The sequence below is a fragment of the Micromonospora sp. bgisy143 genome, assembly GCF_057708145.1.
In genome coordinates this window covers 524,839-549,962 of record NZ_JBYIRN010000002.1, presented here as the reverse complement: position 1 = coordinate 549,962, position 25,124 = coordinate 524,839, and the positions used below count along the sequence as shown (strand labels likewise).

24 protein-coding genes are annotated in these 25,124 nt (G+C 72.4%); 15 read left to right on the top strand and 9 right to left on the bottom strand.

The genetic code is table 11. The features are described 5' to 3' along the window. The first annotated feature begins 69 nt into the window (after positions 1–69). The 3 genes from AC3EN4_RS05465 to AC3EN4_RS05455 all read left to right on the top strand — a co-directional run bounded on the left by AC3EN4_RS05465 (position 70) and on the right by AC3EN4_RS05455 (position 2,237). Positions 70–885 (top strand): Bax inhibitor-1/YccA family protein, encoded by an 816-nt coding sequence (locus AC3EN4_RS05465; RefSeq protein WP_422738349.1) that lies wholly within the window; start codon positions 70–72, stop codon positions 883–885. Positions 886–1,023: 138 nt separating this feature from the next. Next, positions 1,024–1,782, top strand: a complete 759-nt coding sequence (locus tag AC3EN4_RS05460; RefSeq protein ID WP_435204808.1) for a Bax inhibitor-1/YccA family protein — start codon at positions 1,024–1,026, stop codon at positions 1,780–1,782. A gap of 134 nt (positions 1,783–1,916) precedes the next feature. Then, positions 1,917–2,237: a hypothetical protein gene (locus AC3EN4_RS05455; protein ID WP_435204807.1), complete on the top strand. Its 321-nt coding sequence runs from the start codon at positions 1,917–1,919 to the stop codon at positions 2,235–2,237. A gap of 53 nt (positions 2,238–2,290) precedes the next feature. Here the strand turns inward: AC3EN4_RS05455 and AC3EN4_RS05450 are convergent, their stop codons facing one another. The 3 genes from AC3EN4_RS05450 to AC3EN4_RS05440 all read right to left on the bottom strand — a co-directional run bounded on the left by AC3EN4_RS05450 (position 2,291) and on the right by AC3EN4_RS05440 (position 5,490). Then, complete coding sequence (locus AC3EN4_RS05450) at positions 2,291–3,553, bottom strand: acetyl-CoA C-acetyltransferase (protein ID WP_435204806.1); 1,263 nt, start codon at positions 3,551–3,553, stop codon at positions 2,291–2,293. A gap of 78 nt (positions 3,554–3,631) precedes the next feature. Next, positions 3,632–4,444, bottom strand: a complete 813-nt coding sequence (locus AC3EN4_RS05445; protein WP_422738354.1) for an SGNH/GDSL hydrolase family protein — start codon at positions 4,442–4,444, stop codon at positions 3,632–3,634. After that, entirely contained in the window at positions 4,441–5,490 is a 1,050-nt protein-coding gene (locus tag AC3EN4_RS05440; RefSeq protein WP_435204805.1) for an SGNH/GDSL hydrolase family protein, read from the bottom strand. The genes AC3EN4_RS05445 and AC3EN4_RS05440 overlap by 4 nt, the downstream gene beginning before the upstream one ends. Positions 5,491–5,640: 150 nt before the next feature. On the opposite strand from AC3EN4_RS05440, the gene AC3EN4_RS05435 reads away from it, so the two are divergent. Together AC3EN4_RS05435 and AC3EN4_RS05430 are read left to right on the top strand one after the other, a co-directional pair. Beyond that, a complete protein-coding gene (locus AC3EN4_RS05435) occupies positions 5,641–5,997 on the top strand; it encodes a YkvA family protein (RefSeq protein WP_422738356.1) in 357 nt (118 codons plus the stop codon). Positions 5,998–6,069: 72 nt separating this feature from the next. Further along, complete coding sequence (locus AC3EN4_RS05430) at positions 6,070–7,440, top strand: cystathionine beta-synthase (RefSeq protein WP_422738357.1); 1,371 nt, start codon at positions 6,070–6,072, stop codon at positions 7,438–7,440. A gap of 160 nt (positions 7,441–7,600) precedes the next feature. Here the strand turns inward: AC3EN4_RS05430 and AC3EN4_RS05425 are convergent, their stop codons facing one another. The 4 genes from AC3EN4_RS05425 to AC3EN4_RS05410 form a co-directional block, all read right to left on the bottom strand. Beyond that, a complete protein-coding gene (locus AC3EN4_RS05425; RefSeq protein ID WP_435204804.1) occupies positions 7,601–8,110 on the bottom strand; it encodes a GNAT family N-acetyltransferase in 510 nt (169 codons plus the stop codon). After that, on the bottom strand, positions 8,107–9,036 hold the full coding sequence (locus tag AC3EN4_RS05420; protein WP_435204803.1) for a ribonuclease Z: 930 nt from the start codon (positions 9,034–9,036) through the stop codon (positions 8,107–8,109). Before AC3EN4_RS05420 ends, AC3EN4_RS05425 begins: the two co-directional genes overlap by 4 nt. A 358-nt stretch (positions 9,037–9,394) precedes the next feature. Beyond that, positions 9,395–10,057 (bottom strand): peptide-methionine (S)-S-oxide reductase MsrA, encoded by a 663-nt coding sequence (gene msrA, locus AC3EN4_RS05415; RefSeq protein ID WP_435204802.1) that lies wholly within the window; start codon positions 10,055–10,057, stop codon positions 9,395–9,397. A 77-nt stretch (positions 10,058–10,134) separates the two neighbouring features. Beyond that, a complete protein-coding gene (locus tag AC3EN4_RS05410) occupies positions 10,135–10,557 on the bottom strand; it encodes an HIT family protein (RefSeq protein ID WP_435204801.1) in 423 nt (140 codons plus the stop codon). Positions 10,558–10,659: 102 nt separating this feature from the next. Between AC3EN4_RS05410 and AC3EN4_RS05405 the strand changes: the two genes are divergently transcribed. The 5 genes from AC3EN4_RS05405 to ilvA all read left to right on the top strand — a co-directional run bounded on the left by AC3EN4_RS05405 (position 10,660) and on the right by ilvA (position 16,537). Then, a complete protein-coding gene (locus AC3EN4_RS05405; protein ID WP_435204800.1) occupies positions 10,660–11,709 on the top strand; it encodes a YncE family protein in 1,050 nt (349 codons plus the stop codon). Between the two features lie 102 nt (positions 11,710–11,811). Beyond that, complete coding sequence (locus tag AC3EN4_RS05400; RefSeq protein ID WP_435204799.1) at positions 11,812–12,954, top strand: cystathionine gamma-synthase; 1,143 nt, start codon at positions 11,812–11,814, stop codon at positions 12,952–12,954. A gap of 30 nt (positions 12,955–12,984) precedes the next feature. Further along, the gene (locus AC3EN4_RS05395) at positions 12,985–14,376 is read left to right on the top strand and encodes an amidase (protein WP_435204862.1); all 1,392 of its coding nucleotides are present in this window, start codon (positions 12,985–12,987) and stop codon (positions 14,374–14,376) included. A gap of 47 nt (positions 14,377–14,423) precedes the next feature. After that, positions 14,424–15,320 carry a DUF4328 domain-containing protein gene (locus tag AC3EN4_RS05390; RefSeq protein ID WP_435204798.1) on the top strand — a complete coding sequence of 299 codons (897 nt, stop codon included), beginning with the start codon at positions 14,424–14,426 and terminating at the stop codon, positions 15,318–15,320. Next, positions 15,317–16,537: a threonine ammonia-lyase gene (ilvA, locus tag AC3EN4_RS05385; protein ID WP_422738365.1), complete on the top strand. Its 1,221-nt coding sequence runs from the start codon at positions 15,317–15,319 to the stop codon at positions 16,535–16,537. The genes AC3EN4_RS05390 and ilvA overlap by 4 nt, the downstream gene beginning before the upstream one ends. Before the next feature lie 58 nt (positions 16,538–16,595). Here the strand turns inward: ilvA and greA are convergent, their stop codons facing one another. Together greA and AC3EN4_RS05375 are read right to left on the bottom strand one after the other, a co-directional pair. Further along, positions 16,596–17,093 (bottom strand): transcription elongation factor GreA, encoded by a 498-nt coding sequence (gene greA, locus AC3EN4_RS05380; protein ID WP_355048818.1) that lies wholly within the window; start codon positions 17,091–17,093, stop codon positions 16,596–16,598. Positions 17,094–17,262: 169 nt separating this feature from the next. Beyond that, positions 17,263–17,703 carry a DUF4307 domain-containing protein gene (locus AC3EN4_RS05375; RefSeq protein ID WP_435204796.1) on the bottom strand — a complete coding sequence of 147 codons (441 nt, stop codon included), beginning with the start codon at positions 17,701–17,703 and terminating at the stop codon, positions 17,263–17,265. Positions 17,704–17,904: 201 nt separating this feature from the next. On the opposite strand from AC3EN4_RS05375, the gene mca reads away from it, so the two are divergent. The 5 genes from mca to AC3EN4_RS05350 all read left to right on the top strand — a co-directional run bounded on the left by mca (position 17,905) and on the right by AC3EN4_RS05350 (position 25,119). Then, the gene (mca, locus tag AC3EN4_RS05370) at positions 17,905–18,786 is read left to right on the top strand and encodes a mycothiol conjugate amidase Mca (RefSeq protein WP_422738367.1); all 882 of its coding nucleotides are present in this window, start codon (positions 17,905–17,907) and stop codon (positions 18,784–18,786) included. Positions 18,787–18,834: 48 nt separating this feature from the next. Continuing rightward, complete coding sequence (locus tag AC3EN4_RS05365) at positions 18,835–19,128, top strand: hypothetical protein (RefSeq protein ID WP_422738368.1); 294 nt, start codon at positions 18,835–18,837, stop codon at positions 19,126–19,128. A gap of 229 nt (positions 19,129–19,357) precedes the next feature. Further along, positions 19,358–21,838, top strand: a complete 2,481-nt coding sequence (locus AC3EN4_RS05360; protein WP_435204861.1) for a putative bifunctional diguanylate cyclase/phosphodiesterase — start codon at positions 19,358–19,360, stop codon at positions 21,836–21,838. 40 nt (positions 21,839–21,878) lie between these two features. Beyond that, a complete protein-coding gene (locus tag AC3EN4_RS05355) occupies positions 21,879–23,915 on the top strand; it encodes a thioredoxin domain-containing protein (RefSeq protein WP_435204795.1) in 2,037 nt (678 codons plus the stop codon). 28 nt (positions 23,916–23,943) lie between these two features. Beyond that, positions 23,944–25,119, top strand: coding sequence for a 5-(carboxyamino)imidazole ribonucleotide synthase (locus AC3EN4_RS05350; protein WP_435204793.1), 1,176 nt, complete (start codon positions 23,944–23,946; stop codon positions 25,117–25,119). The last annotated feature ends 5 nt before the right edge of the window (positions 25,120–25,124 follow it).

Sequence of the window (25,124 nt, the reverse complement as noted above, 5' to 3'; positions counted from 1 at the left end):
AGTGGGTCGGGCAGTTTACTCTTGGAGGGCACGTTCACGTGCAAACGACCCCCTGAGGGAGGCCAGACAGTGAAGACCTCGAACCCGGTGCTCGCCCGGCTCGGCCAGGCGGCCGAGCGGGAGCGCTCCGCCGGGTACGCACCGACCGGGCCGTACGGACAGCCCGGCATTCCGCAGCAGTACCCGTCCCAGGCCGGCTACCCGGCCGCACCGCCCACCGTGGCGCCCATGACCGTCGACGACGTGGTCGTCAAGACGGTCGCCCTGCTCGGCATCCTCGGCATCACCGCCGCGGCCGCCTGGGTGATCGTGCCCGACGCGCTGGTCGGCACCGCCTGGATCGGTGCGGCGGTGGTCGGCCTGGTCCTCGGTTTGATCATCTCGTTCTCCCGGATGGCCAACCCGGCCCTGGTCATCGCGTACGCGGTGGTCGAGGGTGTCTTCGTCGGCATGGTCAGCAAGGCGTTCGAGACGTTCTACGACGGCATCGTGCTCCAGGCCGCCGTGGCCAGCTTCGGCATCTTCTTCATCATGACGATGATCTACAAGGCGAAGATCATCCGAGCCACCCCGATGTTCGTCAAGGTCGTGTCGACGGCCATCATCGGTCTCGCCGCGGTGATGCTGATCAACCTGGTGCTGGCGCTGTTCGGCGTCAACACGGGCCTGCGGGACGGCAGCCCGCTGGCGATCGGCTTCAGCCTCGTCTGCATCGTGGTCGCGTCGCTGAGCTTCGTGCTCAGCTTCAAAGAGATCGAGGACGGCGTCCGGATGGGCCTGCCGCAGCGCTACTCCTGGGTGGCCGCGTTCGGCATCCTGGTCAGCCTGGTCTGGCTCTACATCGAGATCCTGCGCCTGCTGAGCTACTTCCAGGGCGACGACTGACCTCGTCCGCCCTGCTGACCGGCGCCCGCTCCCGCTTCCCCGCGGGGGCGGGCGCCGTCGTCCGCGCCGTTTTCCCGTCGCCGTCGGGCCGCCCTTGGCAGAGTGACTGCCAGGGGTACGCGGGCGAAGGAGGCGGCGGTGCGCAGCAACAACCCGGTGCTCAACCGGCTGGACGAGACCAGCCGGTTGGAGTCCCGGGTGGTCAGCTCCCGCGACGTCGAGCCGATGACCGTCGACGACGTGGTGCTGCGTACCGTCGGGTTGCTCCTGCTCACCGGCGCGGTCGCCGCGGTGTCCTGGGCGGTGGTGCCGGACGCGGTGTGGTTGGGCGCGGCCCTGGCCGGCACCGCCCTCGCCTCGATCGTGCTGATCCTGGTCATCTCGCTGCGGGGGATCACCAACCCGGTGCCGATCGTCGGCTACGCGCTGCTCCAGGGGCTGCTGCTCGGGGTGGCCAGCCGGACCTTCGAGCAGGTCTACCCGGGGATCGTGGTGCAGGCGGTGGCCGGCACCTTCGGTGTCTTCCTCGGCATGGCCGCGCTGTACCGGGCCCGGGTGATCCGCGCGACGCCCCGGCTGGCCCGCCTCGTCATCGGCACGCTCCTCGGCATCGCCGTGCTGAGCGTGGTCAACCTCGTGTCGTACCTGATCTCCGGCCGTCCGGGGCTGGCCGTCTACAGCGCCAGCGGGCAGGTCGGCTGGCTGCCGTACGCCTTCTCGGTGGTGGCGATCATCGCGGGCGCGTTCAGCTTCATCCTCGACTTCGACCTGGTCGAGCGGTCGGTACGCGACGGCCGACCACGCCGGTACGCGTGGCTCAGCGCGTTCGGTCTGCTGACCGGCCTGGTCTTCCTCTACTGGCAGTTGCTGCGGTTGCTCAGCTATCTGCGCCGCTGACCGACCCGCCCCCGCTTGATCGACTCGATTTCCCGAATCTCGGGGTGTCCGGGGCACGGTGATGCCCCGGTTTCCAGAAAGACGAGTTGATCTCGGCCGGTTCTGCGGTGCGGGTCGGCCGTAGACTCGGCGCGGTGAGCGCAGCGGAGTTGGATAAGGCCGTACAGCTGCTGGTCCGTCAGGTCGGGCACTGGGAGCAGCCGCGCTGGGCCGCGACCGCGACCACCGGCAACGTGCCCCGCGCCGACCTGGTGCACCGGCTGGTGCAAGAGGTGGCCAACCTGGCGGCCGACGCCGAAGGGGAACCCCGACGGACCGTGCCCCGGCTGGACAACGACCTGGCCCTGCCCGACCAGCTGCGGGTGGTGACCGCCGACCTGCTCGCCGCCGGGGCCGACGACGAGGTGCTGGCGCGGGCCGCCGCCGAGGTGACGGCGACCCGCAGCGCGCTCTGAGCCGCCGGGCGCGCCCTGCGACCCTCAGCCGCGCGCCCGGCGTCTTCGGACCGTCAGCTCAGCCGCTCGAGCACCATGGCCATGCCCTGGCCGCCACCGACGCACATGGTCTCCAGACCGATCGTCTTGTCGTGCCACTCGAGGGCGTTGAGCAGGGTGCCGGTGATCCGGGCGCCGGTCATGCCGAACGGGTGCCCGACGGCGATCGCGCCGCCCATCACGTTCAGCTTCTCCTCCGGGATGCCCAACTGGCGGTAGGAGGGGATGACCTGGGCGGCGAACGCCTCGTTGATCTCCACGAGGTCGACGTCGTCGATGGTCATGCCGGCCCGCTTCAGCGCCTGCCGGGACGCCTCGACCGGCCCGAGACCCATGATCTCCGGGGACAGCGCGGTGACGCCGGTGGAGACGATCCGGGCCAGCGGGGTCAGGCCCAGTTCCTCGGCCCGCTGGGCGCTCATCACGACCACGGCGGCGGCCCCGTCGTTCAGCGGGCAGCAGTTGCCGGCGGTGATCCGGCCGTCGGGACGGAACACCGGCTTCAACCCGGCCACGGCGTCCAGCGTGACGCCGGCACGCGGGCCGTCGTCGGTGCTCACCACGGTGCCGTCCGGGGTGGTGACCGGGGTGATCTCCCGGGCCCAAAAGCCGTCGGCGATGGCCTTCTCGGCGAGATTCTGGCTGCGTACGCCGAACTCGTCCATGTCGGCGCGGGTGACGTCGTACACCTGGGCCAGGTTCTCGGCGGTCTGGCCCATCGTCAGGTAGATGTCCGGCAGCTCGCCGGACTCGCGCGGATCGGTCCACACCTCGGCGCCGCCCTGGGCGCGGCGCTTGGAGCGCTCGGCCGCCTCCGCGAAGCGCGGGTTCTCCCAGCCGCCGCCGACGAGCGCCTGCGCCTCCGGCGGCAGACCGTCGGAGCTGCCCCGGGCGTACCGGGAAACCATCTCGACCCCGGCGGAGACGAACACGTCGCCCTCGCCGGCGCGGATCGCGTGCAGAGCCATCCGGGTGGTCTGCAACGAGGACGCGCAGTAGCGGGTCAGCGTGGCACCGGGGACGGTGTCCAGGCCGAGCAGGGTGGCCACCACCCGGGCCATGTTGAAGCCCTGCTCACCGCCGGGCAGGCCGCATCCGAGGTAGATGTCGTCGATGGTGGTGGGGTCGAGCTGGGGGATCTTGTCCAGGGCGGCCTGGACGATGGTCGCGGCGAGGTCGTCGGAGCGGACATCGCGCAGGGACCCCTTGTGCGCCCGGCCGATGGGGGAGCGGGCGGTAGCGACGATGACGGCGTCGCGGGACGACTCAATCGGCATGGGCCAACGTTAACCCGCCGGTAACATCGCGCGGAAGAAGCGGGGGCGGCGGGAAATGTCACCCTCGCCCGGCGTGCGTCACCGCCGCGAAGCGACCGCCGCGGCGGCCACCACGGCCGGTAGCAGGGCGTGCGCCCACACCCGGTACCCGTCGGCCGACGGGTGGAAGCCGTCGTGGCAGAGCGTGCCCGCGTCGGCCCGGAACACCGGCCCGGTCTCGGTGGCCAGGTCGACCACCGTTCCGCCCGCCTCCAGCACCGCCGTGGTCTGCGCGCGGGCCATCCGCCGGCCGGACCAGCCGACGAGTTGCCGCAGTGGCGGCGCGATGGCGCGTACGGCCCCGAGGTCGGGGCAGGTGCCCACCACCACCTCGACGCGCGCCTCCCGCAGCCGGTGCACCGCCGCGCCGAGGTACGCGGACGCGTCGCCGGGCCGGCGCAACCCGGTGGCGTCGTTCGCGCCGATCAGGATCAGCGCCACGTCGGGCCGCTCACCCAGCAGGGCCCGCGCGACCTGGGTGGCCAGGTCGGTGGAGCGGGAACCCGAGACGCCGACGCTGGACAGGTGCACCCGGCGGCCGGACGGCCCCTCCGCGAGCAGGTTGGCCAACTGCCCGCCGATGGTGTCGTCGAGGCGGTCGACGCCGACCCCCAGCGCCGACGAGTCACCGAGGAGCACCAGGCGCAGCGGCGCGGCGTCGGCCCGGCCGATCGTGGCGCGCAGTGCCAGCCCCAGTTCCGGCTGGGCGTAGCGCCGGTGCCGGGCGACGAACGCCTCGCCGGCCAGGACGGCGGCGCCGCCCACCGTGCCGGCGAGCAGCGAGAGCGCCGCTGCCCGACCCAGCCGGCCGGGGAGGCCGGCGGTCACGTCTCGCTCGCTGCGCTCGTTCATGCCAGTCCCTCCACTGTCGAAGTGTCCGCGCTGCCGGTCTGCGGCACCGCGTGCACACCGAAGAACGCCCGGCGGCGCAGTTGCGCCCACCGGCCGGCCGGACCCCGGTCGCGGCCGCGGACCTGGGCGCCGCTGACCTCGGTGCCGGCGTGCCGGGCCGCTTCCTGCGCGGCCTCTGGCAGCGACCGTACGCCTTCGCCCCGCGCCGGTGTGACCCGTCGTTCCTGCCCCGCCCCGAGCGCGGACAGCATCGTCGGCAGCAGGGCCGCGGCGGCCATCGCGTACCCCTCGGCGGAGGGGTGGAACCGGTCCCAGGCGAACATCCGGTGCGGTTCGGCGGCGAACCGCGGGCCGAGCAGGTCGCCGAGGGAGACCGTCCAGCCGCCGGCCTCGACCACGGCCACCGTCTGGGCGGCGGCGAGTTGGCGACTCCACCGGTGCGCCAGCCAGCGCAGCGGTGGCTGGATCGGCCGGATCGCGCCGAGGTCGGGGCAGGTGCCGACGACCACCTCGCAGCCGGCCTCACGCAGCGTGCGGACCGCCTCGACCAGGTAGCGCACCGCCAGGCCACGCGGGGTGCGGTTGGTGATGTCGTTGCCGCCGATCAGGATCACCGCGATGTCCGGGGCGCAGTCGAGCGCCGCCTCCACCTGGTGACGCAGGGCCGCGGAGATCGCCCCGACCACCGCGAACCGGCGCAGCAGCACCGGTCGGTGCAACCGCCGGGACAGCCCGGTGGCGAGCAGCGCCCCGGGGGTCTCCCGGCGGCGATGCACCCCGTAGCCGGCCGCCGACGAGTCACCGAGCACGACCATGGTGAGCGGAGGGCCGGGGAACTTCGCGCCGTACATCCCGTCGCAGCGTGGCGGCGGCGCCTCGGCCATCGGGATGGTGCGCCGGGCCTGGCGGGCCTGGCCGAGCAGCACCCCGCCGGTCGCCATCGCGGCCGCCGCGGTGGCGCCCGTGCCGATCGCCGCCAGCCGGGCGATCCGCCAGGCCTGCCGCCGGCGCGAACCAACGGGTACGACGGAACCAGCCACCCCCATACGGCGACATTATCGCGCCGGCCCGACACACCGCTGTCGTCGTGACGGCTCACGGGTGCCTGGAAACCGACGCGACGGGGTACCTGTTCCGGTACGGCCGGTCGACTTGCGCCGACCCGCCACGCTGATCCGGCGGAGAGGAGCACGACGATGGGGAAGACACTGAAGCGCAGCGCGGCGTTCGCGGCCCTGGCGCGAGCACTGGCGGCAGGGGCGCGCGGCGGGCCCTCGCTGGGCGCCCGGCTGGCGGCGCTGCCCCGGATGATCCGGGCCACCGCGAAGGGGGAGTACGACGGCGGCCTCCGGATCGCCCTGATGACGGCGGCCACGGCGTACATCGTCTCGCCCATCGACCTGCTGCCCGAGATCCCGTTGGCGATCTTCGGGCTGGCCGACGACGCCGTCATGGTCACCTGGCTGGCCGGCAGCGTGCTCTCCGAGACCGACCGCTTCCTGGAGTGGGAGGCCCGGCGCAGCTCGGTCATCCCCGGGGGCCTGGTGCCCTGACGGCACGTACGCTGGGCGGCGAGGATACGTCTGCCCGGCCGCCGTCGCCGGCGCCGCAACGAAGGGCACACCGTGCAGTACTACGACAACGTCGTCGACATGATCGGCAACACTCCGCTGGTCCGCCTGCGCAACGTCACCGAGGGCATCCAGGCCACCGTGCTCGCCAAGGTCGAGTACGTCAACCCGGGCGGCTCGGTGAAGGACCGGATCGCGCTGCGGATGGTCGAGGACGCCGAGGCGGCCGGCCTGCTCAAGCCCGGCGGCACCATCGTCGAGCCGACCAGTGGCAACACCGGTGTCGGGCTGGCCCTGGTGGCCCAGCTCAAGGGCTACCGGTGCGTCTTCGTCTGCCCCGACAAGGTCAGCCAGGACAAGCAGGACGTGCTGCGCGCGTACGGCGCCGAGGTGGTGGTCTGCCCGACGGCGGTCGCCCCGGAGGACCCGCGCTCGTACTACAACGTGTCCGACCGGTTGACCCGCGAGATCCCCGGCGCGTGGAAGCCCAACCAGTACAGCAACCCGGCGAACCCGCGCTCGCACTACGAGACCACCGGTCCGGAGCTGTGGAAGCAGACCGAGGGCGGGCTCACCCACTTCGTGGCGGGGGTCGGCACCGGCGGCACGATCTCCGGCATCGGCCGGTACCTCAAGGAGGCGTCCGACGGCCGGGTGAAGATCGTCGGCGCCGACCCGGAGGGCTCGGTCTACTCCGGTGGCACCGGCCGGCCGTACCTGGTGGAGGGCGTCGGCGAGGACTTCTGGCCGGAGACGTACGACCGGGGCGTCGCCGACGAGATCATCGAGGTGTCCGACAAGGCATCCTTCGAGATGACCCGGCGGCTGGCCCGTGAGGAGGGGCTGCTGGTCGGCGGCTCCTGCGGGATGGCCGTGGTGGCCGCGCTGGAGGTGGCGCGCAAGGCCGGCCCGGACGACGTCGTGGTGGTGCTGCTGCCGGACGGCGGTCGGGGCTACCTCTCCAAGATCTTCAACGACTCGTGGATGGCCCGGTACGGCTTCCTCGACAACTCCGGCGCCGAGCCCACGGTGGCCGACGCGCTGGCCAGCAAGCCGGGCGGTCTGCCCGAGTTGGTGCACGTGCACCCGACCGAGACGGTCCGCGACGCCATCGACTACATGCGCGAGTACGGCGTCTCCCAGTTGCCGGTGCTCAAGGCCGAGCCGCCGGTGGTCACCGGCGAGGTCGCCGGCTCGATCGCCGAGCGGGACCTGCTCGACGCGCTGTTCACCGGCCAGGCGCACCTGCACGACACCATCGAGCGGCACATGGGTGACCCGCTGCCGATGATCGGTGGCGGCCAGCCGGTCAGCGAGGCGGTGGGCATGCTGGAGAAGTCCGACGCCGCCCTGGTCCTGGTCGACGGCAAGCCCAAGGGCGTCCTGACCCGCCAGGACCTCCTCTCCCACCTAGGCGCCCACTAGCCCCCCGGGCCCCGCCCCCACCCCACCCCCGCCGATCTTGCACTTACTGTTGCCCAGACGTCCCCTGTGCGGCTTTTGTCGCGACAGAAAGTGCAAGATCGGCGGCGCGAGGGTGCGGCGGTGCGGGGGCGCGGGGCGGGGCGGCGCGGGGGTGGGGAGATCAGAGGGCGCGGGTGTAGCGGATCTGCGGGGTGAGGGCCGTGCCGATGTGCTCTTCGCGTTCTACGCCCGTCGACGTCCAGCCGCCGCGCTCGTAGAACAGGCGGGCGTGCGCGTTGTCCCGGAGCACCCAGAGCACCGCTCGACGCCATCCCCGGGCGCGCATGGCCTCCAGGGCGTCCACCATCAGCGTGCGACCGACGCCCCGGCCCTGCTCGGCCGGGTCGAGGTGGATCGCGTTGAGCAGCCCGGTCGACGGGTCGTCCTCGTCGTCCGGGCCCAGGTGGCTGAACCCCACCAGCGTCCCGGCCCGTTCGGCCACGGTCATCCGGTGGGTGTCCCGCTCCCACCGCCACCGCTCGACCCAGTACCGACCCATCGCCTCCGGCGTCGGGTCGGCCAACGACGCGGCCGGCAGGAACGAGGAGTACGCCGCGACCCGGGAACGCTGGTGCAGGGCACCCACGCCCATCAGGTCGTCACCGGTCGCGGGACGGAGCGTGACAGTCACTTGGCCGAGGCTACCCGGCGCGGCGGGACCTGCACGGTGGTCAGGTCCTCGGCGATGACCAGATCGCCGTCGAAGTGTGCGCGGGCCTCGTCGTGGAAGCGGCGCGCATCGGAGTAGCGCTGGGAGAAATGGGTCAGCACCAGCGTGCGTACCCCCGATTCGGTCGCCACCCGCGCGGCCTGTGCCGCGGTCAGGTGGCCGACCTCGGCGGCCAACGCGGCGTCCGACTCCAGGAACGTCGACTCGATGACCAGCAGGTCGGCGTGCTCGGCCAGGGCGTACACGCCGTCGCAGAGGCCGGTGTCCATCACGAACGCGAACCGCTGCCCCGGTCGGGGCACGCTCACCTCGTCGCGGCTGACGCGACGCCCGTCGACCTCCAGGTGGCCGACGCGGATCAGTTCGCCGACGGCCGGGCCGGCGATGCCGTACGCGGCCAGCTTCTCCGGCAGCATCCGGCAGCCGTCCGGTTCGACGAGCCGATAGCCGTACGTCTCGATGGGGTGCCGCAGCCGGCGGGCCTCCAGCGTTCCGCAGCGTAGGGCGATCCGCTGGCCGTCGCTCGCGATCGGCGTGACGGCCAGCTCGGCGCTCTCGTAGAAGGAGGTGGCGTGCCGCAGGCGGGCGAAGTATTCGGCGCCGCCCGCCGGGAAGTGCACGGCGACCGGGTGCGGTACGCGGTCCAGCGAGAGCCGCTGGATGGTGCCGGGCAGCCCGAGGCAGTGGTCCCCGTGAAAGTGCGTGACGCAGATCCGGGTCAGGTCGGTGGCGGTCACGGTGGTGTGCAGGAGTTGGCGCTGACTGCCCTCGCCCGGGTCGAAGAGGATCACCTCGTCGTCCCAGCGCAGCACGTACCCGTTGTGGTTGCGCTGCCGGGTGGGGGTCTGGCTGGCCGTCCCGAGAATCACCAGCTCGCGCATCGACACGCTGATCTCCCGCAGATATGAAGCGACCCCCGGGGTGCTCCACGCTGTCGCGCGGGCCGGCTGGACAAAGCCGGCACCCCGGGGGTCGGGTGGCTGTCGTGGTTTCGCCGCACCGCTGCCACACGGTCTCGACGGTAGTACTGGTTGCCCGCCTCGCGGCGGACGATCACTGTCGAGGACAGCGGCTAGCGGACAGCCACCTCACGAGTCCGATTGCTATACAAGTCTGGACCACCTCCTTTCACGTGTACCGCCACGCTATCGAGTCCCCGTGGGGCTCGGCAACGGATTTCGATCACACGCCCGGACGGGAATGCCCGGCCACCGTGTCGGCGGCCGGGCATCAGGTGGCTGGCGGTCAGCCGGCGGTACGGGCCACGCCGACCGGGCAGCTCAGGCCGTTCGGGCCGTGGTTGCAGTACCCGTTCGGGTTCTTGGTGGGTGCCAAGTACTGCTGGTGGTAGTCCTCGGCCAGGAAATAGCTGCCGAGCGGGCGGATCTCGGTGGTGATCTCACCCTTGCCGGCCCGGGTCACGATCGGCTGGAAGGCGTCCCGGGACGACTCCGCGATGGCCTGCTGCTCGTCGGTGGTGGTGTAGATCGCCGACCGGTACTGGGTGCCCACGTCGTTGCCCTGGCGCATTCCCTGGGTCGGGTCGTGGTTCTCCCAGAAGACCTTCAGCAGGTCCTCGTACGTGATCTTGCTGGGGTCGTACACCACCTGGACGACCTCGGCGTGCCCGGTGCGACCGGAACACGTCTCCTCGTACGTCGGGTTGGTGGTGAAGCCGCCCGCGTAGCCGGCGGAGGTGGTGTACACGCCGGGCAGCGTCCAGAACAGCCGCTCGGCGCCCCAGAAACAGCCCATGCCGAAGACGGCCACCTGGAGGCCCTCCGGGAACGGACCCTTCAGCGGGGTGCCCAGCACCTCGTGGCGGTCGGCGACCGGCATCGCGATCGGCCGGCCCGGCAGGGCCTGCTCGGGCGTGATCATCTCGGCGTTCATACGGCGCAGGAACACGGTGGGACTCCTCTCATGGCCTTTCCCAGCGTGTGTAACACCGGTGGGTTCTGCTTCCTTACCCGCGTCACTGTGACTCAGGCCCCGCCGTCGAGAGCGGCGGCGATCCGGTCGGCGTAGGTCTGTGCCTCGGTGTCGTCGGTGTACCGGGTGCGTGGCCAGAAGAAGCCGCGCAGCCCGTCGCCCTTGGTGCGGGGGACCACGTGGGTGTGCAGGTGCAGGACGGACTGGGACACCCGGTTGTTCATCGCCACGAACGTCCCACCGGCTCCCAGACCGGCCTCCACCGCCACGGCCAGCCGTTGGACCAGTGCGAAGTAGCCCGGCAGCAGATCGGCCGGCAACTCGGCCAGGGTCACCAGGTGCGTCCGGGGCACCACCAGCACGTGCCCCGCGAAGACCGGGCGGGTGTCCAGAAACGCCACCCCGTCCGGCTCGTCGGCGACCCGGAACGCCGGAACCTCACCCGACACGATCCCGCAGAACACGCACCCGCTCATCGCGCCAGGCTATAGCTCGGACCGCCGGGCACGTGCCCCCCGCGCACGCATCGACTGTGGTACTCATTTACGCGTCTGGATCAACACACGGGGGAGACGCACGTGCACATCAAGAGAGGCACGACCCTGGCCACGGCCGTACTGGCCGCCGGGTTGCTCACCGCCGGCCTCCCGGGCCCCGCCCAGGCCGCCGCGGCACCGACGGCCACCCCGCTGTCCCTGCCGGCGGTGGCCGATGTGGTCTCGGCCGGTGACCGGGTCTTCGTCAGCGGTGGTCCCTCCTCGACCGACGTCGTGGTGACCAGCGCGACGGGTGCGGTCGTGGGCACCCTGTCCGGCCTGCCCGGCCCGTCCGACCTGCTGCTCAGCGCCGACCGGCAGACCCTCTACGTGGCGCTGCCCACCGCCAACGCCATCGCCGCCTTCGACACCGGCTCGCTCGTCGAGTCGGCCCGGTACGACACCGGCGCGGGCCAGTGCCCGTCGTCGCTGGCGCTGACCGGGCGGTACCTGTGGTTCGGGTACGGCTGCGGCGGTTGGGACGGCAACATCGGCCGGATCGACCTGGGTCGCCAGCCGGCGCGGGTGACCACGGGCCTGGACACCGGTAGCGGCTTCTACGGCGCTCCGCTGCTGACCGCCGCCAGCCAGAACCGTGCCGTGCTGCTGGCCGGGCAACCCGGCCTGAGCCCGGCGTCGGTGTACACCTACACGATCGGCACGGGGGGCGTGCTGAGCGCGCCGGGCACCAACGAGTTCATGGCGATCGGCAGCAACCTGCGTGACATCGCCCTCGACCCGACGGGCACCACCGTGTTCACCGCGTCCGGTGCCCCGTACGAGGTGCAGGCGTTCCCGTTCGCCGACATCACCACCCCGTCCGCGACCTACCGCACCGGTGCGTACCCCAATGCGGTCGAGGTCTCCCGCGACGGCACCCGGATCGCCGGCGGCGCGGACGCCTCCTACGACCCGGACGTGTTCGTCTTCTCGACGGGCGGCACCGAGCTGGCCCACTTCGAGCTGGGCGACGAGCTCAGCCCCGGCGCGCTGGCCTGGGCGCCGAACGGCGCCCGGCTCTACGCGGTCTCCTACGACTGGACCGGCGCCCACCCGGTCACCCTGCACGTCCTGCCCGTTCCGGCCGGCTGAGAGCCCGCGCCGACGCGCGGGGGTCGGGCCGGACGGTCCGGCCCCCGCCCGGAGCACGGGTTCCGTGCCGGGCCGCCGCGACGGGGCACTAGCCTCACCAGAATGAGTCACGGCTTCGAGACGCTCGCCATTCACGCCGGTCAGGACCCTGAGGCCCGCACCGGCGCGGTGATCCCGCCGATCTACCAGACCAGCACGTACGCCCAGGACGCCGTCGGCGCGCCCCGGCTCGGCTACGAGTACAGCCGCTCCGGCAACCCGACCCGCGACGCCCTCCAGGAGTGCCTGGCCGCGCTGGAGGGCGGGCCGGTGGGTCTCGCCTTCGCCAGTGGCCTGGCCGCCGAGGACACCTTGCTGCGGGCGGTCTGCCAGCCGGGCGACCACGTGATCATCCCGGACGACGCGTACGGCGGCACCTACCGGCTCTTCGCCCGGGTGGCCCAGCGCTGGGGGCTGGAGTTCACGCCGGCAAAGGTCTCCGACCCGGCCTCGGTGCGGGCTGCGGTCCAGCCCGGCCGGACGAAGATCATCTGGGTGGAGACGCCGACGAACCCGCTGCTCGGCATCGCCGACATCGCCGTCCTGGCCGGTGTGGCGCACGACGCCGGCGCGCTGCTCGTCGTCGACAACACCTTCGCCTCGCCGTACCTCCAGCAGCCGATCGCGTACGGCGCCGACGTGGTGGTGCACTCCACCACCAAGTACATCGGCGGGCACTCCGACGTGGTCGGCGGCGCGCTCGTCGTCGCCGACGCCGCGCTCGGCGAGGAGCTGCGCTACCACCAGAACGCGATGGGCGCGATCAACGGCCCGTTCGACGCGTGGCTCACCCTGCGCGGCATCAAGACCCTCGGGGTACGGATGGACCGGCACTGCGACAACGCCGAACGCCTCGCCGCGTACCTCGACGGGCACGCCAAGGTATCCGAAGTGATCTATCCCGGGCTGCCCTCGCACCCTGGTCACGAGGTGGCCGCCAAGCAGATGCGCCGGTTCGGCGGCATGATCTCGTTCCGGGCCGCCGGCGGCGAGGACCATGCCGTCGAGATCTGCAACCGGGCCAAGCTCTTCGTGCTCGCCGAGTCGCTGGGTGGCGTGGAATCCCTGATCGAACACCCGGGTCGGATGACACACGCAAGTGCTGCCGGCTCGCCGCTTGAAGTTCCCGGCGATCTCGTGCGACTGTCTGTCGGCATCGAGACGGTCGACGACCTGCTCGCCGATCTGGAGCAGGCGCTGGGCTGACCGCTGGGGAGGACGGCCGTGCAGGACATCATGGCGACCTGGGTTGGGGCGACCGCCAAGCAGATCGCCCGGGGCGTACGCCGGGGTGACGTCTCGGCCACCCAGGTCGTCGCCGACCACCTCGAGTACATCGCTTCCGCCGACCGCGAACTGGCCGCCTTCCGCGCCGTTCGCGGCGGCGAGGCGATCACCGAGGCGGAGAAGGTCGACGAGCAGGAAGACCTGGCCAACCTCCCCCTGGCCGGGGTGCCGGTGGCGGTCAAGGAGAACACCCCGGTCGCCGGCCTGCCCACCTGGAACGGGTCGGCCGCCGTGCGCACCGACGTCGCGGAGGCCGACCACGAGGTGGTCCGCCGGCTGCGCGGCGCCGGGGCGGTGATCGTCGGTGTCACCCGGATGCCCGAACTGGGACTGTGGGCGCTCACCGACGACGACAGCGCGGTGACCCGCAACCCGTGGGACAGCACGCGTACCCCCGGGGGTTCTTCGGGCGGCGCGGCCGCCGCGGTCGCCGCCGGCCTGGTGCCGATCGCGCACGGCAACGACGGTCTCGGCTCGATCCGCATCCCGGCGGCCTGCTGCGGCCTGGTCGGCCTCAAACCGGGTCGTGGTGTGGTGCCCTGCCAACTCGGCGCGGACGACTGGTTCGGCCTGACCGAGCACGGGATGCTCACCAGCACTGTCGCCGACGCCGCCGTCGGCTTCTCGGTGCTCGCCGGCCGACGCCCGGAGAAGCTGGTCCCGCCGCAGCGGCTGCGCGTCGGTGTCTCACTGCGCTCACCGGTGCGCGGTGTCTCGCCGGACGAGCCCAACCGGGACGCGGTGGCCGCCGCCGGCCGGCTGCTCGCCGCCGCCGGCCACGACACCGTCCCGGCCGATCCGGTCTACCCCACGGCTCTGGGCCTACAGGGCCTCGCCACCTGGTTCGCCGCGGCCGCCGCCGACGTGCGGGCCGCCGGACTGGACCGGCGCGGTCTGCAACGCCGTACCCGGCGGCACGTCGCGCTGGGTGAGTGGGCGCAGCGCCGTGGCTACGTCCGGGAGGCCGACCGGGCCGCCTGGCGGCAGCGGTCGGTCGACTTCTTCACCGATCACTCCGTCGACCTGCTGCTCACGCCCGCGCTGGCGAGCGCGCCCCCGGAGGCCGACCGCTGGTCGCAGCGGTCCTGGCGGTCGAACCTGTCGGCCAACATCAGGTACGCCCCGTACGCCGCGCCGTGGAACGTCGCCGGCCTGCCGGCCATCGTGGTGCCGGTCGGGCGTCGCCCGGACGGTTTGCCGGTCGCCGTGCAGCTCGTCGGCCCGCCCGGCTCGGAGCTGCTGCTGCTCGGCGTGGCCGGTCAGTTCGAGATGACCGCCCCGTGGTCGCGGCACGCCCCCGGCTATCCCCTCGTCGGAACGGGGTCGCCGGCCAGCGCATGATCGTCTAGCGTGTGCGCGCATCGTCGCGCACACCACGAGGGACACCAATGCGCTGCCAGACCTGCGGAGACGCCACGTCCTCCGAGCACAACGAATGCCCGCGCTGTTACACACCGCTCGGCCAGCCGGCGGTCACGCCGGGGCTGGCGACCTACCGGGTACGGGGGATCGGCCTGGCGGCCAGCGTCGCCGTCGGCGCGACCGCCGTGCTCTACCTGGTGGTGGCGCTGTCCCCGCTCGTCGGGATGGCGCTGGCCCGGCGGGCCATGGCCGACGACGACCCGGACCTTCTCCTCGGTCCGGTGATCATCACCGTGGTGGTGGCGCTGGCCATGTCCGTGGCCTACCTGACCGCTGCCGTACTCGTGATCATCTGGACGTGGCGGGCGCGCAAGAACACCGACGCCTTCCCCGGCGCGCTGCCCACCCTCGGCGCGGGCTGGGCGATCGCCGGCTGGCTGGTGCCGTTCGCGAACTTCGTGGTGCCGGCCCGGGTCGTGGCGGGCGTTGCGCGGGACAGCCTCTGGCGGCGGTTCACGCCCACCCTGGTGAGCGTCTGGTGGTGCTCCTGGCTGGTGTTCAGCATCGGTGAGCGGCTGAGCAGCCGCCTTGAGGACAAGGCGTACGCGAAGTTGCCGGAGACCCCCTTCAACGACGCGGGCTACCAGGCGTACGTGGACCACTACCGGGACTCGCTGCTCCGCAACACCCTTCCGGCGCTGGGCTGCGCGATCGCGGCGGTGACACTGATCCTGTTGATCCATCGGATCTCCGCCGCCCAGGAGGCCCGGATCGCCCGCGCCGTCCCGGTGTGGCCGACCGCCCCGGTCTGGCCAGCGCAGGCATGGCCGCCCGCCCCGCCGGTGGTGCCGGCGCAGTCCCCGTCGGCTACCCCGGTGTCGCCGCCGGGGGCGCCGGGGCCGGGTGGCACGATCGGGGCATGACGGAACTGGTCGGCCTCGACGACGTACGGGCTGCGCGGAAACTGCTGGCCGATGTCGTCCGGACCACCCCGCTGGAGCCCTCGCGGCCACTGAGCGCGGCGCTGGGCGGGCCGACGTGGCTCAAGTGCGAGAACGTGCAGCGCGCCGGCTCGTACAAGGTGCGAGGCGCGTACGTGCGGATCTCCCGGCTGTCAGCGGCGGAGCGCGAGCGTGGCGTGGTCGCGGCGAGCGCCGGCAACCACGCCCAGGGCGTGGCGCTCGCCGCCGGGCTGGTCGGCACGCACGCGACGGTCTTCATGCCGGTCAACGCGCCGCTGCCCAAGGTCGCGGCCACCAAGGGGTACGGCGCGCAGGTCGAGTTGGCCGGTAACACGGTCGACGAGTCGCTGGTGGCCGCGCAGACGTATGCCGAGCGGACCGGTGCGGTGCTCATCCACCCGTTCGACCACCGGGACGTGATCGCCGGGCAGGGCACGGTCGCACTGGAGATCCTCGACCAGTGCCCCGATGTGCGGACCATCATCACCGGGGTGGGCGGCGGCGGCCTGATCTCCGGCATGGCGGTGGCCGCCAAGGCGCTCCGCCCGGACGTACGCATCATCGGCGTGCAGGCGGCGGGCGCGGCGGCCTTCCCGCCCTCGCTGGTGGCCGGCGAGCCGGTCCGGCTGCCCGCGTTCGCCACCATCGCCGACGGCATCGCGGTGGGTCGGCCGGGGGAGATCACCTTCAACCATGTCCGCAAGCTCGTCGACGAGATCGTCACGGTCTCGGAGGAGGACATCTCGCGGGCCCTGCTGATGCTGCTGGAGCGCGGCAAGCAGGTCGTCGAACCGGCCGGGGCGGTCGGCGTGGCCGCGTTGCTGGCCGGCGTGGTGGAGGTGGAGACGCCCGTGGTCGCGGTGCTCTCCGGCGGCAACATCGACCCGCTGCTGATGATGCGGGTGATCGAGCACGGTCTGGCCGCCGCCGGCCGCTACCTGCGGGTGACCGTCCGCTGCTCGGACCGGCCCGGGCAGCTCGCGTCACTGTTGAGTCAGATCGCCGAGCACCGGGCCAACGTGGTGGACGTGGAGCACCAGCGCGCCAACCCGCACCTCAGCCTCGGCGAGGTGGAGGTGGCGCTGTCGGTGGAGACCCGTGGTGTGGAGCACTCCGACACGCTGATCAGCGCGCTGCGGGCCAGCGGCTACCAGGTGGTGTTCGCCGCCGAGGCGTGACAGGCGCTGTCACGCCTCGGCGGCGCTACGCCGTAGCTGATCGGACGGGGCGCGGCGCTCAGCCGGAGAACGGCTCGAAGCTGACCACGGTCACCTTGATGTCGGCGCCACTCGGTGCCGTGTAGGTGCAGGTCTGGCCGGCACGACCACCCAGGATCGCCTTGCCCAGGGCCGACTCGGGGCTGTAGACCGTCAGGTCCGTGGTGGCGGCGATCTCCCGCGAGCCGAGCAGGAAGGTCTCGGTGTCGTCGGTGTCGTCGTCGAAGTAGATCGTCACCACCATGCCGGGCGACACCGCGTCGGCGGTCGGCGCAGCGCCGACCTTCGCGGTGCGCAGCAGCTCCTGCAGGTAGCGGATGCGACCCTCGGCCTTGCCCTGTTCCTCGCGGGCGGCGTGGTAGCCGCCGTTCTCCCGCAGGTCGCCCTCTTCGCGGCGAGCGTTGATCTCGGCCGCGATCGCCGGCCGGTTGGCGATGTGCTCGTCGAGCTCGGCCTGGAGGCGGTCGTACGCGTCCTGGGACAGCCAGGTGGCGGGCGCCTCGTTGCCAGTGGACACAGGCGTTCTCCTCGGTTGTGCGTGGCTGGCTGACAGGTGAACTACCAAGTTACCAGTGCGGTACGACACAGCGTGTCGGCGATCACCGGCGGTGTGCGTATCCGACACCCGTGGTCGATACCGGACGACGGGTCGTCCGGCCGCCGGTCCCGGGTGACGTGTCAGCAGGTCAGGAGGGCTGCCGGCAGCGCAGCACCTCGCCGATGAACGGCCGGCCGCTGGTGGCCAGCCGGTGCCGGGCGCTGACGTGCCGCTCACCCGGTGCGGCGGTCACCGTCACCTCGTCGCGGGCCACCTCGACGCCGGCGCGGTCGCGGGCGCGCAGGACGCAGACGGCCGAGCCGCCCTCCGGCACCCGTACCCGGAAGTCGATTACCACCTGACTGTCCGTGATGTCGGTGTACGTGATCACCTGGGCGTCGTAGACCGGGTCGCCGTACTGCCGATAGAGCCGCAGCGAGACCAGGCTCAACCCCACCACCAGCACCAGGAGCACCAGGGCGGCCAGCAGCGTACGACGACGGCCTCCGCCGGGCGCGCGGCGTCGGCCGTAGCGCCCGGCCGGGAAAACCGGCGCGCCCGGTGAAATTGTGGCGTGCGTCTCGGTCACCGGCGGGTATCTCCTGGCGTTGTTGTCGGCGGCATCGGCAAGAATGGCAGGAGTCCATCCTCCCAGCCCGGCCGAACACCAGGAATGGCAGGTCGGGTCCCGCAGGTGCCGACCGGCGGCGGGGCGGGGGAGTTTCCTGGCAGGTCAGCCGGTCGAGCCCGGCCGGGTCCACCGGCCGGCACAGACGAGGAGCGCCGAAAGTTGGCAGAGCAGCTGCGTCTCATGGCCGTCCACGCACACCCGGACGACGAGTCGAGCAAGGGTGCGGCGACCATGGCGAAGTACGTCGCCCAGGGGGTCGACGTGCTGGTGGTGACGTGCACCGGCGGTGAGCGCGGCAGTGTGCTCAACCCGAAGCTCGACCGGCCCGACGTCTGGGCCAACATCGCGGACATCCGCCGCGCCGAGATGGACGCCGCGCGGGCGATCCTCGGCGTCGACCAGGCCTGGCTCGGGTTCGTCGACTCCGGCCTGCCCGAGGGCGACCCGTTGCCGCCGCTGCCCGAGGGCTGCTTCGCTCTCCAGGACGTCGAGGTGGCCGCCGGCCCCCTGGTCCGGCTGATGCGGGAGTTCCGTCCGCACGTGGTGACCACGTACGACGAGGAGGGTGGCTACCCGCACCCCGACCACATCATGTGCCACAAGGTGAGCGTGGCCGCCTTCGAGGCCGCCGGTGACCCGGAGCGCTACCCCGAGTTGGGCGCGCCCTGGCAGCCGCTGAAGCTCTACTACGACATCGGCTTCTCCAAGGCCAAGATCATGGCCCTGCACGAGGCGGTGCTCGCCACCGGCGCCGAGTCGCCGTACGAGGATTGGCTCAAGCGCTGGGACGAGCGTCCGGACAAGGGCCCCCGGATCACCACCCGGGTGGATTGCGCCGAGTACTTCCCCGTCCGGGACGACGCGCTGCGCGCCCACGCCACCCAGGTCGACCCGGACGGCTTCTGGTTCCACGTGCCCATGGAGATGCAGCAGCGGGCCTGGCCGACGGAGGATTTCGAGCTGGCGCGCAGCATGGTGGAGAGCCCGCTGCCCGAGTCCGATCTCTTCGCCGGAGTGCGGGAGACGGCGCACGCGCGCTGATTCCGGCCGGGGCTACCCTGGTAGGCAATCGCACATCGGAGGACGACCATGCTGACCGCTGCCCAGGTGCTCGCGGAGAACAACTTCGGGGACACCCGCACGGGTGGCCTGGCCGGCCCGATGGGTCTCCTCCTCATCCTGCTGCTGGCCACCGCCACCATCCTGCTGATCCGCAACATGAACGCCCGACTGCGGCGGCTGCCCGACCGGTTCCCGCAGCCGGGGCGGGCGGTCGATCCGACCAGGGCCGACGCTTCAGTCGTCGATCCGACAGACGGGACCGCTGCGCATGATTCATCCGCGCACGCTCCCAATGGGCACCAGCAGCAGCGGAACGGGTAGTCCGCGCGTGAATCACGCCGAACCGGGTGGTGGACCCCTGTTGCGACCACCCGGTTTGGCTTAGCCTTCCGCCGGGGGACCAAAAGTCCCCGAGCCGTGCGCGGGAGGGGGCGCCGATGACCAGCACAGCACCGGCCGCCCGCCGTACCGTCGGTTGGTCGGCTGACGGGGGAGGTCGATGACCTCCGGCCCGGCCGGCGACCCGTTCGACCGGCTCGGGGTGCACGGCATGCCGGTCCGGCTGCGCGTGCTGACGGTCGCGGTGACGCTGACCGCCCTCGTCGCCGCCGTGGTCGGGTTGACGCTTCCGTCCGGGCTGCCGGCCGACGACCCGCTGGGCGGTCCGGCCCGTTTCGGCATCGCGGTCGGTGTCCTGGCCCTGGCCCAACTCGCCCGGCTCCGGTTCCGCAGCGCCGCCGGCATGGTCAGCATCACCTGGGGTGAGGCCGCGCTGATCGTCTGCCTCTATCTCGCCCCGGCCGGCTGGCTGCCGTCGGCCACGCTCATCGGCGCCGGGCTGGCCTGGACGGGGTTGTCCCTGCACAGCGACCGTCGTCCGCCGCTGGAGATCGTCCGGATCGCCGCGTCGCTGGCCGCCGCGTCGGCGCTGGCCGTGTCCGTGACCACCGCGCTGGGGCATCCCCTGCTCACCCCGCCGAACCCGATGCTGGCGCTGGCCGTGATCGCCGGGTCGGTGACGTACCTGATGGTGACGGGCTGGCTCGGAGCGGTGAGCCTGAGCCTGCGGCACGGGCTTCCGATCGGGCCGCCGCTGCTGGCCGCGCTGCGCGGCAAGCTGCTGATGTTCGTCGGCAACGTGGCGGTCGGCCTGGTCGTGATCGCGCTGCTGGAGTTGGACCCGCGCTGGTTGCTGCTGCTCCCACCGCTGCTCTGGCTGCTGCAGCAGACCTACCGTTACCGGCTGCGAGCGGACCAGGAACGTCGGACGTGGCGGGCCTTCGCCGAGGCCACCGCGGCTCTCAACCAGCTCGACGAGCGAGGCGTGGCCAGCGCGGCGGTGACCGGCGCGCTGACGCTGTTCAACGCCGAACTGGTCGATGTCGAGGTGGCCCGCCCTGACGGCAGGTGGCGCCGCTACCGGGGGGACGCCGCAGGTCAGCTGCTCGACCGGGAGGTCAGCCCGCCCGACCCGGCCGAGCCCGACGAGTACGAGCTGGTCCGTCCCCTGTCGGTGGGTGCCGCGCCGGTCGGTCAGCTGCGGGTCCGGTTCCCCCGTTCCGCCCCGCCCACCAACCGGGAACGGGACGCGGTGGCCGCGTTCGGCGACGCGCTCGCCGCCGCCCTGCACGACGCCGCGACCCACCGCGAGCTGCGCCTGGTCACCGCCCGGTCGTCGTACGAGGCGGTGCACGATCCGCTCACCGGACTGGCGAACCGTACGGCGATGCTCGGCAAGGGCGACCAGGCGCTGCGGCAGCTCGCCCACGACCATCCGGTGGCGCTGCTGCTGCTGGACATCAACCAGTTCAAAGAGGTCAACGACACCCTCGGGCACGCGGCCGGCGACCAGTTGCTGCGACTGACCGCCAATCGGCTCAGTGCGCTGACCCGCCCCGGTGACCTGCTCGGCCGGCTCGGCGGCGACGAGTTCGCGCTGCTGCTCACCTCGGTCCCCGTGCTCGGTGATCGGACCGCGCCCATGGCGCACGCGCTGCGTCAGGCCCGTGAGATCGCCGAGCGGCTGGCCGCGCCGACCGAGGTGGCCGGGGTGCGGATGTCCATCGAGGTCTCCGTGGGCGTGGTCGTCGCCGACGCCGGCACCGCCGACCTGACCGAGCTGCTGCGCCGCGCGGACATCGCGATGTACCAGGCCAAGGAGGGCGGCGGCAGTGTCGCCGCGTACGACAGCACCCGCGACGCGGCCAGCACCGACCAGCTCGCCCTGCTCGCCGAACTGCGTGAGGCGTTGAAGGTCGACGACCAGTTGGTGCTGGCCTTGCAGCCGGCGGTCGACCTGGCCACCGGTGCGCCCACCGGGGTGGAGGCGCTGATCCGTTGGCAGCACCCCCGGCGGGGCTGGCTGAGCCCGGCCGACTTCATCCGTCCGGTGGAGAACAGCGAGCAGCTCGGCACGTTCACCCGCTATGTGCTCGACAAGGCGCTCGGCGTCGCCGCCGGCTGGGCCCGCGAGGGACTTGACGTTCCGATCTCGGTCAACCTGTCCGCGCGTAGCCTGCTCGACCCCCGCCTGCCGGCAGAGATCGCCGACGCGCTGCGCCGACACCAGGTGCCACCGCACCGGCTGGTCCTGGAGATCACCGAGACGGTGGTGATGAGCGAGCTGGAGATCATCGACGAGGTGCTCGCCAACCTCCGGTCGATGGGCGTGCAGCTCGCGGTGGACGACTTCGGTACCGGCTTCTCCTCGTTGACCTTCCTGACCCGGATCGCGGTCGACGAGTTGAAGGTGGACCGCTCCTTCGTGATCCGGATGGCCGACTCGCCGGAGGCCGCGGCCATCGTCCGGACCACCGTCGGGCTCGCCCACGAGTTGGGGCTGCGGGTGGTCGCCGAGGGCGTGGAGACGGCCGAACAGCGGCTGGCCCTGGCCGAGCTGGGCTGCACGTCCGCGCAGGGCTACCACTTCTTCAAGCCCATGCCGGCCGACAAGATCGGCGCGGTGCTCGGGACGCTGCGCGACTCGGCCGAGTCGAACGTCTTCCGGCTGCGTGCCGACGGCGCCTCCTGACCGCCCGGCACGGCCCGGCGCGGGTGGTTATGGTCGTCGGGTGAATCGACTCGCCGACGCGACCTCCCCGTACCTGCTTCAGCACGCCGACAACCCGGTCGACTGGTGGCCCTGGTGCGACGAGGCGTTCGCCGAGGCGAAGCGGCGCGACGTGCCGGTGCTCATCTCGGTGGGTTACGCGGCCTGCCACTGGTGTCACGTCATGGCGCACGAGTCGTTCGAGAACGAGCAGGTCGGCGCCCTGCTGAACGACAACTTCGTGTCGATCAAGGTGGACCGCGAGGAGCGTCCCGACGTCGACGCCGTCTACATGACAGCCACCCAGGCCATGACCGGTCAGGGTGGGTGGCCGATGACGGTCTTCGCCACCCCGGACGGCACCCCGTTCTTCTGCGGCACCTACTTCCCGCGCGCCAACTTCACCCGGCTGCTCCAGTCGGTCAGCACCGCCTGGCGGGACCAGCGGGAGGAGGTGCTGCGCCAGGGCGCCGCCGTGGTCGAGGCGATCGGCGGCGCGCAGGCCGTGGGCGGCCCCACCGCGCCGCTGGACGGCCCACTGCTCGACGCCGCGGCCGGCAACCTCGCCGGTGGGTACGACGAGACGAACGGCGGGTTCGGGGGCGCCCCGAAGTTCCCGCCGCACATGAACCTGCTCTTCCTGCTGCGCCACCACCAGCGCACCGGTGACCCGCGCAGCCTGGAGATCGTCCGGCACACCGCCGAGGCGATGGCCCGGGGCGGCATCTACGACCAGCTCGCCGGCGGTTTCGCCAGGTACTCGGTGGACGCGCACTGGACGGTGCCGCACTTCGAGAAGATGCTCTACGACAACGCGCTGCTGTTGCGGGTCTACACCCAGCTCTGGCGGCTGACCGGCGATCCGTTGGCCCGTCGGGTCGCCCGGGACACCGCCCGGTTCCTCGCCGACGAGCTGCACCGGCCGGGGGAGGGGTTCGCGTCCGCGCTGGACGCCGACACCGAGGGCGTCGAGGGGCTGACCTACGCCTGGACGCCGGCCCAACTGGTCGAGGCGCTCGGCGACGAGGACGGCCGGTGGGCCGCCGACCTGTTCGCCGTCACCGACGAGGGCACCTTTGAGCACGGCACGAGCGTGCTCAGGCTCGCCCGGGACGTCGACGACGCCGCGCCCGAGATCCGTGGCCGCTGGCAGCGGGTGGTGGGGCAACTGCTCGCCGCCCGGGACACCCGGCCCCAGCCGGCCCGCGACGACAAGGTGGTGGCCGCCTGGAACGGCCTGGCGATCACCGCGATCTGCGAGTTCCAGCAGGTCGCCGCGGTGTACGCGACGCCGCAGGACGAGGACGCCAACCTGATGGAGGGCGTCACCATCGTGGCCGACGGCGCGATGCGGGACGCCGCCGAGCACCTGGCCAGGGTGCACGTGGTCGACGGACGGCTGCGTCGGGTCTCCCGCGACGGTCGGGTCGGCGAGCCGGCCGGGGTGCTGGAGGACTACGGCTGCGTGGCCGAGGCGTTCTGCGCGCTGCACCAGCTCACCGGCGAGGGGCGCTGGCTGACCCTGGCCGGTGAGCTGCTGGACACCGCCCTGGAGCGCTTCGCCGCGCCCGGGGGCGCCTACTACGACACCGCCGACGACGCCGAGCAGTTGGTCGCCCGGCCCGCCGATCCCACCGACAACGCCACCCCGTCGGGGCGGTCGGCGCTGGTCGCCGGGCTGGTGGCGTACTCCGCGCTGACCGGACAGACCCGCTACCGCGAGGCCGCCGAGGCCGCGCTCGCCACCGTGGCGCCGATCGTCGGACGGCACGCCCGCTTCGCCGGGTACGCGGCCACGGTCGGCGAGGCGCTGCTGTCCGGGCCGTACGAGATCGCGGTGGTGACCGCCGACCCGGCCGGCGACCCGCTGGTGGCCGCGGCCCGGCGGTACGCCCCGCCCGGAGCGGTGGTGGTCGCCGGCCTCCCGGACCAGCCCGGTGTGCCGTTGCTCGCCGACCGGCCGTTGGTCGACGGTCGGTCCGCCGCGTACGTCTGCCGGGGCTTCGTCTGCCAGCGGCCGGTCACCTCGGTCGATGAGTTGGTCGCCGAGCTGGGCTGAGTAGGGCACCCGGTAGGCTGGCCGCGCTATGGATTCCCGTACCGGTCTGCCTGTTGTCGGCATGGTGGGTGGCGGCCAGTTGGCCCGGATGACCCACCAGGCCGCGATCGCCCTCGGCCAGTCACTGCGTGTGCTCGCGAGCGCCCCCGACGACGGCGCGGCCCTGGTGGCCGCCGACGTCCAGTACGGGGACCACACCGACCTGGCCGCCCTGCGCACCTTCGCCAAGGGCTGTGACGTGGTCACCTTCGACCACGAGCACGTGCCCAACGAGCACATCCGCACCCTGACGGCGGAAGGGGTGACCCTGTACCCGCCGGCGGACGCCCTGCTGCACGCCCAGGACAAGCAGGTCATGCGCGAACGCCTCACCGAGCTGGGCGCGCCGAACCCGGCGTGGCGGCCGGTCGGCGAGCCCGCCGACCTGGTCGACTTCGGCGAGCAGGTCGGTTGGCCGGTGGTGCTCAAGGCGGCCCGGGGCGGCTACGACGGCCGGGGCGTCTGGATGGTGGACGACGCCACCCAGGCCGCCGAGCTGGCGACCACGCTGCTCGCCGGGGGCACCCGGCTGCTCGTCGAGGAGCGGGTGCCGCTGCGCCGCGAACTGGCCGTGCAGGTGGCCCGCTCGCCGTTCGGCCAGGTGGCCGCGTACCCGGTGGTCGAGACGGTCCAGCGTGACGGCATCAACGTCGAGGTGCTGGCCCCGGCGCCCGGCCTCGACGAGGAACTGGCGGTCTCCGCCCAGCAGCTCGCCATCGACCTGGCCACCGCGCTCGGTGTGGTCGGGCTGCTCGCCGTGGAGCTCTTCGAGGTGCGCGACGAGGCCGGTCGGCCGGCGATCGTGGTCAACGAGCTGGCGATGCGTCCGCACAACTCGGGGCACTGGACCATCGAGGGTGCCCGCACCTCCCAGTTCGAGCAGCACGTGCGGGCGGTCCTGGACTACCCGATGGGCGACACCGCGCTGACCGCGCCGGTCGTCGTGTCGGCGAACGTGCTCGGTGGCGAGCCGGGCGGAATGTCGATCGACGAGCGGTTGCACCACCTCTTCGCCGCCGAGCCCGGGGCCAAGGTGCACCTCTACGGCAAGCAGGCACGTCCCGGCCGCAAGATCGGGCACGTCACGGTGCTCGGCGACGACCTGGACGACGTACGGGCGCGGGCGGCGCGGGCCGCACGCTGGCTGCGCGAGGGGCACGAATGAACGAC